This is a genomic window from Actinocorallia aurea (assembly GCF_054783995.1).
Map to the genome: position 1 here is coordinate 554,853 of NZ_BAAGPQ010000012.1, position 13,212 is coordinate 568,064.

The window sequence follows — 13,212 nt, forward strand, 5'->3', positions numbered from 1 at the left end:
CCACAGAGAGCAACCCTTGGACCCCGACCATCCCCACCGCAGACCCCGCAAGGCCATGGCCGCCACGACTCCCGGGTCGGGCCGCCGATGATCACGGTGCTCTCGCTCCTGCTCGGCGTCGCCGTCGTCCTCGCGATCACCGCGCTGACCGGCTACTTCGTGGCGCAGGAGTTCGCCTTCATGTCCGTGGACCGCTCCCGGCTCCACGCCCGCGCCGACACCGGTGACAAGACCGCCGCGCGCACCCTGAAGGTCACCCGCCGCACCTCCTTCATGCTCTCGGGCGCCCAACTCGGCATCACCGTGACGGGACTGCTCGTCGGCTACGTAGCCGAGCCCCTGATCGGCCGCGCGTTCGGCGACATGCTCGGCGGCGCCGGCGTGCCCCAGGGCATCGGCATCGCCATCGGAACCGTCCTCGCCCTCGCCTTCTCCACCCTGGTGCAGATGGTGTTCGGCGAGCTGTTCCCCAAGAACCTCGCCATCGCCAGGCCCGAGCCGGTCTCCCGCTGGCTCACGGGGTCCACCCTCGTGTACCTGAAGGCCTTCGGCTGGCTCATCCACGTGTTCGACGCGGCCTCCAACCTGCTGCTGCGGGCGCTGCGGATCGAGCCGGTCCACGACGTGGAGCACTCCGCCACCGCGCGGGACCTCGCCCACATCGTCAAGGACTCGCGGCGCAGCGGCGACCTGCCGCCCGACCTGTCGATCCTCCTCGACCGCATCCTCGACTTCCCCGAACGCGACGTCGAGCATGCCATGATCCCGCGCTCGCGCGTGGACGTCGTGGAGACCGACGAGACCGTCGCCGACGTCCGGATGCAGATGAGCACCGGCCACTCCCGCTACCCCGTCCTGGACGAGGACGACCACGTGATCGGCGTGGTCCACCTGGAGGACGTGCTCACCGCGCCCGACAACACCCTGCCCGTCACCTCGATCATGCGCCCGGCGACGGTCCTGGCGACGCTGACGCCCCTGCCCGCCGCCGTGGACCACATGACGGCGGAGCGGGCCCAGCTCGCCTGCGTCATCGACGAGTTCGGCGGCTTCGCGGGCGTCATCACCCTGGAGGACATGTCGGAGGAGCTCGTCGGCGAGATCACCGACGAGCACGACGTCGACGAGGAGGCCTCGGCCACCGCCGCCGGGGACGCCTGGATCATCCCGGGCGACTTCCACATCGACGAGGTCGAGCGGACCATCGACGCGGCGCTGCCCGAAGGCGACTACGAGACCATCGCCGGCCTCGTCATCGCCGCCCACGGCGGCCTGCCCGAGGCCGGGGTGAAGCTCGACATCGAGCTGCCCGCCGACCCCGCGGACCTCGCGATGGCCGACGAGCCGCCGACCCGCTGGGTGCACGTCGAGGTCCTGGAGATCGACAACCACGTCCCGTCGTCCATCCGCCTGGAGGTCGACCCGCCCGAGGACCACACGCACGACGACCGAGCGCACGGCGACGCGGACGTCCGGGAAGGAGAGCACGCGTGACCGACAATCCCTGGATCGTCCTCGCGGCCACGGTCGCGATCATCGTCCTGTCCGCGTTCTTCGTCGCGGTCGAGTTCGCGCTGATCGCGGCGCGGCGGCACCGGCTGGAGGACTCCGCGCAGACCAGCAGGTCGGCGCGGGCCGCCCTGCGCAGCGCCTCGGAGCTGACGGTGCTGCTGGCGGGCTCCCAGCTCGGCATCACGGTCTGCACCCTGGCACTCGGCGCGATCACGAAGCCCGCGGTGCACCACTGGCTCACGCCGGTGTTCGAGCACTGGGGCGCGCCCCTGTGGCTGGCCGACGCGGCAGGATTCGTCCTCGCCCTGGTGATCGTGACGTTCCTGCACCTGGTCATCGGCGAGATGGCGCCCAAGTCGTGGGCGATCGCCCACCCGGAGAAGTCCGCGACGCTGCTGGCGCTGCCCATGCGCGGCTTCATGTGGCTGACCAGGCCGCTGCTGAACGCGCTGAACAACCTCGCCAACTGGTGCCTGCACCGGGTCGGCGTCGACCCGACGGACCAGGTCGGCGCGGGCCAGGACCCGGCCGCGCTGCGCCACCTGGTGGAGCACTCGGCGAACGTCGGCGCGCTCGACCCGCGCTACTCCACCCAGTTCTCCGGCGCGATCGAACTGCAGAACCTCAAGGTCGGCGAGCTGGTCGAGCACGGCGTGCCGCCGACCTCGGTGGGGCGCGGCGCGACCGTCGCCGAGGTGCAGGAGGTGAGCCGGGCCTCCGGCCACCTGCGGATCCTGGTGCCCGGCCCGGGGGCCGAGTGGGGCGTGGTCCACGTCCGCGACACGCTCGCCTCGCCGGACGACGCGCCCATCGAGGAGCTGATCCGCCCGGCCTACGCCATGGACGCGGAGACACCGGTCTACTCGGCGCTCACCCAGATGCGGGAGACCGCCAACCAGCTGGTGCTGGTCACCGAGGCGGGAGAGGTCGCCGGGGTCGTCACGATCACCGACATCCTGCGCCGCCTCAACCCCCGTGCGGGAGGGGCTTTGACTCCGGCCTGACCTCCGTGGGGTAGAGCTAGTGGCATGGCATCAGTGAAAGGCCGCGAGTGGCGGCTCCAGCGCCGTCCCGTCGGCGTCCCCGTACCCGAGGACTTCTCCCTCACCGAGGTGGAGGTCCCCGGGCCGGGTCCCGGGCAGCTCCTCGTGCGCAACCTCTTCCTGTCGGTCGACCCTTACATGCGGGGGCGGATGTCGGACGCCAAGTCCTATGCCGCCCCCTACGGGCTGGACGAGCCCATGACGGGCGGGGCGATCGGCGAGGTCGTCGAGAGCGCGGCCGAGGGGTTCGCCCCCGGCGACATCGTCAGGCACGGCCTCGGATGGCGTGAGTACGCCCTCTTGGAGGCGGCCGAGGCGTCGGTGATCCGGCCGACGGAGGGCGTCCCGCTCAGCGCCTACCTGGGCGTCCTCGGGATGACCGGGCTCACCGCGTACGCGGGGCTCATGCGCGTCGCGGCGTTCCAGCCGGGCGACCGGGTCTTCGTGTCCGGGGCGGCCGGGGCGGTCGGCAGCACCGTCGGCCAGATCGCGCGGCTCAAGGGCGCCGAACTCGTCGTCGGCTCGGCGGGCAGCGCGGAGAAGGTCGCCTGGCTGCGCGACGACCTGGGCTTCGACCAGGCCTTCGACTACAAGAAGGGCCCGGTCGCCGACCAGCTCGCCCAGGCCGCGCCCGAAGGGATCGACGTCTACTTCGACAACGTGGGCGGCGACCACCTGGAGGCCGCTCTCGGCGCACTCCGCCTCAAGGGCAGGATCGCCGTCTGCGGCATGATCTCCCGCTACAACGACACCAGGCCCGCGCCGGGGCCGAACAACCTCGTCCGGCTCATCCAGACCCGCGGCAGGATCGAGGGCTTCCTCGTCGGCGACCACGGCGACCTGGCCGGGGAGTTCCACCGGGACATGGGTCCGAAGGTCGCCTCCGGCGAGCTCAAGCACCGCGAGACCTTCACCGACGGCATCGAGAGCGCCCTCGACGCCTTCCTCGGCGTCCTGGAGGGCGCCAACATCGGCAAGATGATCGTCCGTCTCGGCTCCTGACGCCGTGCGAGCGGGGCCCGGCGCCTTCACGGTGCCGGGCCTGGCCGGTCAGTCGCCCTGGAGGCGCTGCTCCCGCCACGGGTCGCCGTAGTCGTGGTAGCCGTCGGTCTCCCAGAAGCCGCGTCCGCTCCGCGTCATGAGCCGGAGGCTCTTCAGCCACTTCGCCGACTTCCAGAAGTACAGGTGCGGGACGAGGAGCCGGGCCGGGCCGCCGTGCTCTGCCTCCAGCGGCTCCCCCGCGAAGGTGTGGACGAGCCACGCCCTGCCGCCGGTGAGGTCGGAGAGGGGGAGATTGGTGCTGTAGCCGCCGTAGGAGTAAGCCATCGCGAACTCGGCCCCGGTCTCGATCCCGGCCAGCAGGACGTCGAGGGAGACGCCGCGCCACCGGGTGTCGAACTTCGACCAGCGGGTGACGCAGTGGATGTCGGCCTGGACGTCCTCCTGCGGCAGCGCCAGCATCTCCGGCCAGGTCCAGACGTGCTCCGCCCCGGTCTCGGTCTCGATGGTGAACCGCCACCGCTCCTCGGCGACCGTGGGGGTGGGCCCGGCGGAAAGCACGGGGAAGCCCGGGGTCAGGTACTGGCCGGGAGGCAGCCGGAGGCCCTGGGGGGTGCGCCCGCGCCGCCCCCGGAATCCCGGCGAGAGTTCGCTCATAAGGCGATTCTCCCCTTTTCCGGAGTGCGGGGTCCCGCTCAGATGGTGAGCGCGCCGGTGGCGAGCAGGACGACACCGATGACGGCGCCCGCGAGGATGAGCAGGAAGAGCGCGGCCTCCGGCACGGAGAAAAGGCGCCGACCCTGCTCCCGGCGGGTGAGCGCGAACAGGATGGTGCCCGGCGCGTAGACGATGCACGACAGCAGGAGGAAGTCCAGGCCGGCCGCCCAGATGAGGAACGCGGTGTAGAGGACGGCGAGGCCCGCGATGACGAGGTGCTTGGTGCGCGGCCCGGGGTCGTCGCGGTAGGTCTCCCGGGTCGCGGCGAGCTTCAGCGCGAAGCCGGCGGCCAGCAGGTAGGGCACGAGGGACAGCGAGCTGCACAGCTTGAGCGTGAAGGTGAACGCGTCGTCGGAGAACAGCGTCGTCAGCAGGACGGCGGTGGTGAGCGCGCTGGTGAGGATGATCGCCGCCACCGGAGCCTCGGCGGTGTTCTGCCGGGACAGGAACGACGGCATGTCCCGGTCGGCGGCGGCGACGAACAGGACCTCGGCCGCCATGAGGGTCCAGGCGAGATAGGCGCCGAGCACCGAGATGATCAGCCCCACGCTGACGAACGCCGACCCCCACGACCCTGCCGCCGCGCTCAGCACCCCGCCCATCGACGGCTGCCGCAGCTCCGCCAGCTCGCCGCGCGGCAGGATCCCGTACGACAGCAGGGTCACCGACGCGAAGAGGGCGAGGACGCTGAGGAACCCGAGCACGGTCGCCCGCCCGACGTCCTCGCGGCGCCGCGCGTACCGGGAGTAGACGCTCGCGCCCTCGATGCCGAGGAACACGAACACCGTCACCAGCATCGTGTCCCGCACCTGCGAGACGATCCCGGGCGCGCCCGCGCCGCCCCACATGTTCCCGGCGAAGACCCCGCCCTTCAGGCACACCAGGACCACGACGACGAAGACGAGGATCGGCACCAGCTTGGCCCAGGTGACGATCTTGTTGACCCCGGCGGCCTGCTGGACGCCGCGCAGGATCAGCCAGGCGAACGCCCACACCCCCACGGCCGAGAGCGCCACCGCGAGCAGCGTGTCGCCCTCGCCGAGCCCGGGGAAGAGCTGCCCGAGCGTGGACTTGATGAGCACCCAGTAGGTGACGTTCCCGACGCACGCGCTCGCCCAGTATCCGAACGCCGACAGGAAGCCGGGCCACTCGCCGAAACCCGCCTTCGCGTACGCGTAGACGCCGGCGTTCAGGTCGGGCCGCCGGACCGCGAGGATCTGGAAGACGAACGCCAGCATGAGCATGCCCGCGCCCGCGATGGCCCAGGCGATGACCGCGCCGGCGACGCCGGTCGCCCGCCCGAAGTTGGCGGGCAGCGAGAACACGCCCGCGCCGACCATCGACCCGATGACCATCGCGGTCAGCGCGGGCAGGGCCATCGTCCGTTCGCGCTCCGCCAAGATCTCTCCCGTTCCGTCGCCTGGGGCATTGCCCGTGGCGAGGGAGGGCATGCGGGGTTTGCCCCGGCACGCCGCGATCATGGCCGGGGCATGACGCGGGCGGGGTCAGGCCGCGCGGTCGGCCTTCAGACGGGCGGCGAGGCGCGGAATGCCCCACGCCTTCTCCTGCTTGCGGGTGGCGCCGTGCAGCTTGTTGACGAGCTGGTAGGGGTCGCGCCTGAGGTCGTAGTACTCGCGGAAGAGGACCTTGCCGGTGCCCACCTCGTCGCCCGCGGCGTCGGTGCGCAGCGCGTAGTACTCGGTGTACTGCTCGGTCCTGCTCACGTAGGCGGCCCACGAGTTCGGCGGGCGTTCGTCGCCGCCTTGGCGCCAGAACTCGATGAGGAGGTGGTCGCGGGAGCCGCGGCGCAGGAGCGACCTGCCGTCCTGGGGCGTGGGCGGCGTGATCCCCGCGGCGTCCAGGACGGTCGCGGAGATGTCGAGGGTGGCCACGAGCCTTCCGTCCTTGGTCCCGGTGGCGAGGCCGCCCGCGGGCCACGAGAGGAAGAACGGCACCTCGAAGGCGGGCCGGTAGGGCACGGACTTCCTCGTCCAGCCGTGGTCGGCCCACAGGTAGCCGTTGTCGCCGACGAAGATGACGAGGGTGTTGTCGAGCTGGCCCGTCGCCTTGAGCTCGTCGTGGAGGGCCTGGACGGTGTCGTCCACGGACCGCAGGGTGCGCAGCTGGGCGCGGCGGATGGTCCGGCCGCGGGTCAGGGACGCGTGGGCATCGCGAAGATACGGAGGCTTGTCGCTCTTGTCCTTCTCGGTCACCGACGGGCGGCCCGCCCACGCGGGCACGCGGAGGTCCGCGTGCTCGTCCTCCGGGGTGAAGGGCGCGTGGGAGGCGTACGGGGCGACGTAGGCGAACCAGGGCCGGGGGTCGCGCGCGCCCTCGCGGACGAAGGCGCGGGCGAAGTCGCGGATCCGGTGGGTGGTGTACCCGGGCAGCTTGGCGATCCGCCCGTTGCGGTTGAACCTGCCGTTGACGTAGCCGACCGGGCTGAGCAGGGCGTAGTCCTCGAAGTGCGGGGGCGGCGCGGCGATGCGCCACTCGTTGAGGTACTTGCCGAACATGCCGTTGCGGTAACCGGCGTCCCTCAGGTGCTTCTGGAACGTGGTGTCCTGGTCGAGGTTGAGCTTGTGGAAGTTGTCGCGGACGCCGTGGTTGTGCGCGTAGCGCCCGGAGAAGATGGTGGCGCGCGAGGGGGCGCACAGCGGTGTCGTCGCGTGCCCGCGGGTGAACTCGACGCCTCGGCCGCCCAGCCACGCGCGCGTCCTGGGCAGTGCCCACAGCGTCTCCTTGGGCTGGTCGTCGGTGACGATCACGAGGATGTTCGGCCGTTCCCCGGCCCGCCGCGCCGGGGCGGCCCCGGCTGCGGTGCCCGTGGCGGCCACGGCCGCCGCCCCGGTGAGGAACCCCCGCCGCCCCAAACGCCGTTCCATCCCCACAACGCCACCTCTCCGCGCGCGCCACCCTACCGGAAATCACACGAAGCATACTTTTCCGGTAGGAAAAGAACAAGGCGTGATCGCGCGGCCGGTGACGGCCGGGGGGAGGACGCGGGCGGGTCAGCCCTCCTTGCCGGTGAGCATCGGGACATTCGGCGAGAGCCACCCGGGAGGCGTCCAGCCCGTCCAGCCGTGGATCGCCTCGAATACCGCGCCGTGCCACTGGAGGAACCCGACCGCCGCCATGACCAGCAGGAAGACGGCCATCACCGCGTAGGAGCCCGCGTCGGTCGTGGTGTGCTCGGCCACGACGGTCCGCGGGTCGGACCGCAGATAGCGCACCGGCACGATGTCGGACGGCCCGACGGGTGCCTCCTGCCCCGCGACTGCCACGACCTCGGCGCCGTGGACCGTCGTGAACCTGACCCGGGTCCGGTAGGGCTCGGCCAGGGCGACGTCGGCAGGGGTCGGCTCGCACTCGAGCACCTCGCCCGACGTGTGGGAGACCTTCTCGCTCAGCCGTGCCCGCGCGACGGCCTGCAAGGCCGCGTAACCCGAGCACGCCAGGAGCGCGCCCACGACCACGACGCTGACCAGCACCAGAAGTACCTCGATGAACACCGCACACCTCCATGGGGGACCGCCTCACACGCTAAGCCCGCTCCCGCGCCCGTTCCAGGGACCGGGGTCCCCGTCGGGCGGCCGGAAGGGGACTTCCGTCCCGCCCGGCGATGACCGTCGTCCCGTGGGAGCCAGGTCCCACCGGGAAGGACCTCGTTCGGCAGAACCAGCCGTCGGCGCCCTGGGAGACGTGATGAGCACAGCGACCGAACGAGGCATCCTCCACCACGACACCGGACCGGTCCGGAGCACCGAGAGGGGGACCGTCCGGCTGGTGTGGGCCGCGCTTCGGCTCGCCCTCGGCTGGATCTTCCTGTGGGCCTTCCTCGACAAGGCCTTCGGACTCGGCCACGACACCGAGTGGGAGGCCGCCTGGACCAACGGAGGCAGCCCGACCGAGGGCTTCCTCGCACACGCCGCGTCAGGCCCGATGCAGGGCTTCTACCAGGGGCTCGCGGGCCACGCCGCCATCGACTGGCTCTTCATGGCGGCCCTGCTCGGCGTCGGCGCCGCGCTCGTCCTCGGCATCGCCCTCAGGCCCGCCGCGGCGGCCGGCGGCCTCCTGATGGTGATGATGTGGAGCGCCGTCCTGCCCCCCGCGAACAACCCCTTCATGGACGACCACCTCGTCTACGGCCTCGCCCTGGCCGCTCTCGCCCTCGCCGACGCGGGCGGCACGCTGGGCCTGGGCGCCTGGTGGGCCCGCCTCCCCGTGGTGAAGAAGCTGCCGCTCCTCCGGTAGGACGGCTCCTCGAAAGCAGGGCCGCCCCCGCATGGGGGCGGCCCTCTCCCGTCAGGCGAGACGGCCCGGGTCAGGGCAGGGAGATCTCCGCGGCCTCGGTCCAGAACAGGTGGGCGGAGGGGTTGGGGGAGCGGGGGAGCATGACGAGGCGGAGAGAGGTGGTCGAGGGGGAGGAGAGGGGGCGGATGACGGTGCCCCGGTAGCGGGTGCGCAGGGGCTCGGGGAACTCGCCGTAGGTGAGGAGCCCGCGTTCGGTGGCGAAGGCGCTGAGCGCGTCGGGCATGGCCTCCGGGCCGGTGACGAGGACGGCTCCGGCGTCCTGGAGCGCGGTGTAGCGGGCGTCGTAGAGCTCGGGGTTGAGGGCGCGGTCGAAGGTGGCGACGCGGTGGCCGGACAGGTCGGCGAGGGCGAGCGGGCCGGTGTCCGCGGCCAGGGGGTGGCCTTCGGGGGCGGAGACGGCGTGGACGAGGTGGTCGACGGCGAAGGAGCGCAGGCCCGAGGCGTCGAAGGGTTCCGAGGCGAAGGCGAGATCGAGCTCGCCTTCGCGCAGCAGGTCGAGGAGGCGCGGCGTCCAGTGGTAGTCGAGGTGGATCGGGATGTCGGGGTGCGCGGCGATGAACCGGGAGACCGCGCGCCGCCTCCCCGGGTACCGGGTGGTGTAGAAGGGCGCGCCGACGCGGAGGCCGTCGCCGCTGCGCCGTGCGGCCCGGGCCTCGGCGGCGAGGTCGCGCGCCGCCTCGACCAGGCGACGCGCCGCCGGCAGCAGCCGGGTGCCCGCGTCGGTGAGGCGGACGCGGCGGCGCGAGCGGTCGAACAGGACCACGCCGAGGTCCTTCTCCAGGCTGCGGACCTGGGTCGAGACCCACGGCTGAGCGAGCCGCAGGTGCTCGGCGGCCTCGATGAAGGAGCCGCGCTCGGCCACCGCGAGGAAGCAGGTGACCCGCGAAAGGCTGAGCTGGAGACCGGCCTCTGACGCCATGACCAGAGCGTATACGAGATCGCTATAGGTCGGGCGCGAACCCGTATTGGACGGGAGGCCCCCCGGCGCGCTGGACTCGTCTTCCCACCCCCGACCCCACGCACGAGGAGGACGCCCCATGACCGCAGGCGGCAGGCCCCTTGAGGGCCTCCTGGTCCTCGACTTCACCCAGGTCGTCGCCGGCCCCCTGGCCGCGATGCTCCTCGCCGATTACGGCGCCCGCGTCATCAAGATCGAGCCGCCGCAGGGCGACGCCGCCCGCCAACTCGGCCCCAACCCCAAGCGCGGCTACCTCGGCGGCATGTTCGAGACCTACAACCGGGACAAGGAGTCCATCGTCCTCGACCTGACCGACGAGGAGGACCGCGCCCGCGCGCTGGATCTCGTCAAGCGGGCGGACGTGCTCCTCGAGTCGTCCCGCGTCGGCGCCATGGACCGGCTCGGGCTCGGCGCCGCGGCGATGACCGAGCTGAACCCCGGCCTGGTGTACGCGTCGATCACCGGGTACGGCGAGCGGGGCCCGAACGCGCTGCGCGGCGGGGTCGACATGTCGCTCCAGGGCGAGACGGGCTGGATGTCGATCACCGGCGAGCCCGACGGCCCGCCCACCAAGCTCGGCGCGGTGCCGATCGACGTGTCCACTGGCCACGTCGCGGCCCAGGCGATCCTCGCGGCGCTGCTCGGCCGGACCCGGCACGGCAGGGGCGACATCGTCCGGGTGTCCCTGTTCGACGTCGGCTGCCACCTGCACGCCCACGACTTCACCGACTACCTGATGATGGGCTGGACCGCCCGCCGCACCGGCAACTTCCCCGCGGTCACCGCGCCCGCGGGCGTCTACGAGACCGCCGACGGCTCCCTGGTGCTCGCCGCGTACATGCCGCACCACTGGAAGGCGGCTCTCGCGGTGTTCGACGACTCCCGCCTGGAGGACCCGGCCTTCGCCACGATGCGCGACCGGGTCGCGAACCGGGCGACGCTCGTGCCGATCCTCCAGTCCGTCCTGAAGACCCGCACGACGGCCGAGTGGGTATCCCGCTTCGACGCGGCCCGCCTCACCACCGGCGAGGTCCGCGACACCGCGCAGGCCGCCGAGTCCGACCAGTTCGCCGCGGCGGAGATGGCGCTGGAGTTCGGCGGCGACGAGGGCAAGGACGTCCGCACCGTGCGCGCCCCCGCCCGCTTCGCCTCCTTCGGCCCGCGCGAGCACACCCGCGCCCCGCGCCTCGACGGCGACCGCGCGGGCGTCCTCACCTGGCTCGCCGACTGAGACGCCCCGCGGGGACGGGCGGCGCGCGCCCGTCCCCGCCGGGTCAGCCCGTGATGGCGCGGGCCCGCTCGAACAGGCCCAGGGTCATCGAGTGCAGCAGGTCGCCGGTCTCCTTGGGGGCCTTGCCCGCGCAGGCGCGGGCATGGGTGCCCTCCAGGACGATGCCGAGCTTGAAGCAGGCCAGGACCTCGTACCAGTCGACCGCGTCCAGAGCGCGGGTGCTGCGCTCGGCGTAGGCCGCGATGAGCTCGTCGCGGGTGGCCAGGCCGCCGGCCGCGCCGAGCGGGCCGGCGATCGAGACCGCGTCGCCGACCGGCCACGTCGCCAGCAGCCAGCCGAGGTCGAGCAGCGGATCGCCGATCGTCGACATCTCCCAGTCGACGATCGCCGCGACCTCGGGCCCCGTGGGGGAGAACATCAGGTTCGCCAGGTGGTAGTCGCCGTGCATGATGCCCGGCCGCCACCGCGACGGCCGGTGGTCCTCCAGCCAGGACGCGACGCGCTCCAGGCCGGGGATCTCCGGTCCCGGGTAGCCGTCGAGCTTGCCGTAGCCCTCCAGCTCGCTCATCCAGCGCGGCACCTGGCGTTCCAGGAACCCCTCGGGCGAGCCGTAGCCGTCCAGCCCGACGGCCTCGTGGTCGACGGCGCCGAGCTTCGCCAGGGCGGCGACGGCCTCGATGCCCATCCGGTGCCGGATCGCGGCGTCCCCGGCATGGAGGTCGGGCAGGTAGGTGGTGGCGTTGAACCCGTCGACGGGCGTCATCAGGTAGAAGACCGCGCCGCCCATCACGTTCTCGTCCCCGCAGACGGCGATGATCCGCGGCGCGGGCACGTCGGTCCCGTCCAGGGCGGTGAGGACGCGGGCCTCGCGCCGCAGCACGTCGTTCGTGCGCGGGCGCAGGTGACGCGGGCCGCGGCGCAGCACATACGTCGTGCCGCCCCGCCGGAACCGCAGCAGGATGTTCTGGGTGCCGCCGCCCAGCTCCTTGAGGTCCTCGATGGGGCCGGGGGCGAGGCCCTCCTCGTCCATCCAGGAGGCGAGTACGGCGAGGTCGACGGCTTCCGGCTGGTTCTCCGGCGGGGTCATGAGCGGCTGCCTCAGGTCGGGGCCGGTCCGGCGTACTTGGCCCGGGCGGCTTCGCGCCGGTCGGGCAGGTACTGGGTCGGCCATTCGGTCGGGGACGGCTCGTGGTCGGCGAGCAGGCGCCGCGCGATCGAGCTCTGGTGCACCTCGGTGGGCCCGTCCATGATGCCCATCAAAGGCGCCTGCTGCCAGAGCCGTGCGAGCGGGGTGTCGCTGGAGACGCCCAGCGCGCCGTGCAGGTGCATCGCCTTGTAGACGACATCGTGGAACACGCGCGCGGCGGCGACCTTGCACATCGCGATCTGGGTGCGGGCGTCCTTGGTCGAGGACTGGTCGATGAGCCACGCGGTGTGCAGGATCATCAGCCGGAACTGCTGGATCTGGATGTGGCAGTCGGCGATCGTCGCCTGCACGAGCTGCTTGGAGGCCAGCGGGCGGCCGCCGTAGACCTCGCGGGACAGCGCCCGCTCGCACATCATGTCGAACGCGAGGTTGACCGCGGCGACCGTGCGCATCGCGTGGTGGATGCGCCCGCCGCCCAGCCGCGCCTGGGAGACCGCGAAGGCCCCGCCGCGCTCGCCGAGCAGCGCGTCGCCGCCGACCCGCACGTCGTTGTAGCGGAGGTGGGCGTGGTGGCCCTGCCCGGACCGCTCGCCCATGGTGGCGACGTTGCGCAGGATCTCGATGCCGGGCGTGTCGGTCGGCACGAGGAACATCGACATGCGCCTGCGGGGGTCGGCGTCGGGGTCGGTGACGGCCATGACGATGAGGAAGTCGGCGATGTCGGCGTTGGAGGTGAAGTACTTCTCGCCGCGGATGACCCAGCCGTCGCCGTCGGGGAACGCGGCGCACTTGAACATGCGCGGGTCGGCGCCGCCCTGCGGCTCGGTCATCGAGAAGGCGCTGAAGCAGCGGCCGTCCAGGAGGGGCTCCAGGTAGCGCTTCTTCTGGTCCTCGGTGCCGAACATGGCGATGATCTCGGCGTTGCCGGTGTCGGGGGCCTGGCAGCCGAAGACGAACGAGGCGAGGTGGGAGCGGCCGATCAGCTCGTTCATGAGGGCGAGCTTGAGCTGGCCGTAGCCCTGGCCGCCGAGCTCGGGGCCGAGGTGGCAGGCCCACAGGCCCTGCTCCTTCACCTTGTCCTTGAGCGGCTCGATGATCGGGCGCAGGTCGCCCTTGAGCCCCTGGTGGACCTTGCCTCCCCAGACGAGTTCGAGCGGCTCGACCTCGTCGCGGATGAACGCGTCCATCCAGTCGAGCTTCTGCTGGAACTCGGGGTCGGTCGAGAAGTCCCACATGGGCGCCTCCTGGGGGTGGATCACGGGCGGTTCACCGGGCTTCGCGAACGTATAAT

At 72.2% G+C, this 13,212-nt stretch carries 12 protein-coding genes; 5 read left to right on the forward strand and 7 right to left on the reverse strand.

Going from position 1 to position 13,212, the window contains the following annotated elements:
- The first annotated feature begins 87 nt into the window (after positions 1-87).
- Genes ACYVOM_RS15115 through ACYVOM_RS15125 form a run of 3 tightly spaced genes read left to right on the forward strand, consistent with a single transcriptional unit; the run spans position 88 to position 3,557 of the window.
- Positions 88-1,494: a hemolysin family protein gene (locus ACYVOM_RS15115; RefSeq protein ID WP_460303980.1), complete on the forward strand. Its 1,407-nt coding sequence runs from the start codon at positions 88-90 to the stop codon at positions 1,492-1,494.
- Positions 1,491-2,516 (forward strand): CNNM domain-containing protein, encoded by a 1,026-nt coding sequence (locus tag ACYVOM_RS15120; protein ID WP_460303981.1) that lies wholly within the window; start codon positions 1,491-1,493, stop codon positions 2,514-2,516. Before ACYVOM_RS15115 ends, ACYVOM_RS15120 begins: the two co-directional genes overlap by 4 nt.
- 24 nt (positions 2,517-2,540) lie before the next feature.
- The gene (locus ACYVOM_RS15125) at positions 2,541-3,557 is read left to right on the forward strand and encodes an NADP-dependent oxidoreductase (RefSeq protein ID WP_460303982.1); all 1,017 of its coding nucleotides are present in this window, start codon (positions 2,541-2,543) and stop codon (positions 3,555-3,557) included.
- 48 nt (positions 3,558-3,605) lie between these two features.
- Here ACYVOM_RS15125 and ACYVOM_RS15130 read toward each other — a convergent pair whose 3' ends face one another.
- The 4 genes from ACYVOM_RS15130 to ACYVOM_RS15145 form a co-directional block, all read right to left on the reverse strand.
- Positions 3,606-4,211 (reverse strand): sulfite oxidase-like oxidoreductase, encoded by a 606-nt coding sequence (locus ACYVOM_RS15130; RefSeq protein ID WP_460303983.1) that lies wholly within the window; start codon positions 4,209-4,211, stop codon positions 3,606-3,608.
- 38 nt (positions 4,212-4,249) lie between these two features.
- Positions 4,250-5,671 carry a basic amino acid/polyamine antiporter gene (locus ACYVOM_RS15135; RefSeq protein ID WP_460303984.1) on the reverse strand — a complete coding sequence of 474 codons (1,422 nt, stop codon included), beginning with the start codon at positions 5,669-5,671 and terminating at the stop codon, positions 4,250-4,252.
- Between the two features lie 105 nt (positions 5,672-5,776).
- Entirely contained in the window at positions 5,777-7,156 is a 1,380-nt protein-coding gene (locus ACYVOM_RS15140) for a sulfatase family protein (RefSeq protein ID WP_460303985.1), read from the reverse strand.
- Between the two features lie 126 nt (positions 7,157-7,282).
- Positions 7,283-7,783 carry a DUF3592 domain-containing protein gene (locus tag ACYVOM_RS15145; RefSeq protein WP_460303986.1) on the reverse strand — a complete coding sequence of 167 codons (501 nt, stop codon included), beginning with the start codon at positions 7,781-7,783 and terminating at the stop codon, positions 7,283-7,285.
- 193 nt (positions 7,784-7,976) lie between these two features.
- On the opposite strand from ACYVOM_RS15145, the gene ACYVOM_RS15150 reads away from it, so the two are divergent.
- Positions 7,977-8,525 carry a hypothetical protein gene (locus ACYVOM_RS15150; RefSeq protein WP_460303987.1) on the forward strand — a complete coding sequence of 183 codons (549 nt, stop codon included), beginning with the start codon at positions 7,977-7,979 and terminating at the stop codon, positions 8,523-8,525.
- A gap of 70 nt (positions 8,526-8,595) precedes the next feature.
- Here the strand turns inward: ACYVOM_RS15150 and ACYVOM_RS15155 are convergent, their stop codons facing one another.
- Complete coding sequence (locus ACYVOM_RS15155) at positions 8,596-9,504, reverse strand: LysR family transcriptional regulator (protein ID WP_460303988.1); 909 nt, start codon at positions 9,502-9,504, stop codon at positions 8,596-8,598.
- Between the two features lie 118 nt (positions 9,505-9,622).
- Between ACYVOM_RS15155 and ACYVOM_RS15160 the strand changes: the two genes are divergently transcribed.
- Positions 9,623-10,774, forward strand: a complete 1,152-nt coding sequence (locus tag ACYVOM_RS15160; protein ID WP_460303989.1) for a CaiB/BaiF CoA transferase family protein — start codon at positions 9,623-9,625, stop codon at positions 10,772-10,774.
- A 43-nt stretch (positions 10,775-10,817) separates the two neighbouring features.
- Here the strand turns inward: ACYVOM_RS15160 and ACYVOM_RS15165 are convergent, their stop codons facing one another.
- Together ACYVOM_RS15165 and ACYVOM_RS15170 are read right to left on the reverse strand one after the other, a co-directional pair.
- Positions 10,818-11,861 carry a phosphotransferase family protein gene (locus ACYVOM_RS15165; protein WP_460303990.1) on the reverse strand — a complete coding sequence of 348 codons (1,044 nt, stop codon included), beginning with the start codon at positions 11,859-11,861 and terminating at the stop codon, positions 10,818-10,820.
- Between the two features lie 11 nt (positions 11,862-11,872).
- The gene (locus tag ACYVOM_RS15170) at positions 11,873-13,156 is read right to left on the reverse strand and encodes an acyl-CoA dehydrogenase family protein (protein WP_460303991.1); all 1,284 of its coding nucleotides are present in this window, start codon (positions 13,154-13,156) and stop codon (positions 11,873-11,875) included.
- Positions 13,157-13,212 lie beyond the last annotated feature (56 nt).

Bases quoted from the DNA above. Each gene is read 5' to 3' on its own strand.
- ACYVOM_RS15115 (WP_460303980.1), top strand. From the start codon at position 88: ATGATCACGGTGCTCTCGCTCCTGCTCGGCGTCGCCGTCGTCCTCGCG.
- ACYVOM_RS15140 (WP_460303985.1), bottom strand. From the start codon at position 7,156: ATGGAACGGCGTTTGGGGCGGCGGGGGTTCCTCACCGGGGCGGCGGCC.
- ACYVOM_RS15165 (WP_460303990.1), bottom strand. From the start codon at position 11,861: ATGACCCCGCCGGAGAACCAGCCGGAAGCCGTCGACCTCGCCGTACTC.
- ACYVOM_RS15125 (WP_460303982.1), top strand. From the start codon at position 2,541: ATGGCATCAGTGAAAGGCCGCGAGTGGCGGCTCCAGCGCCGTCCCGTC.
- ACYVOM_RS15130 (WP_460303983.1), bottom strand. From the start codon at position 4,211: ATGAGCGAACTCTCGCCGGGATTCCGGGGGCGGCGCGGGCGCACCCCC.
- ACYVOM_RS15160 (WP_460303989.1), top strand. From the start codon at position 9,623: ATGACCGCAGGCGGCAGGCCCCTTGAGGGCCTCCTGGTCCTCGACTTC.
- ACYVOM_RS15170 (WP_460303991.1), bottom strand. From the start codon at position 13,156: ATGTGGGACTTCTCGACCGACCCCGAGTTCCAGCAGAAGCTCGACTGG.
- ACYVOM_RS15155 (WP_460303988.1), bottom strand. From the start codon at position 9,504: ATGGCGTCAGAGGCCGGTCTCCAGCTCAGCCTTTCGCGGGTCACCTGC.
- ACYVOM_RS15150 (WP_460303987.1), top strand. From the start codon at position 7,977: ATGAGCACAGCGACCGAACGAGGCATCCTCCACCACGACACCGGACCG.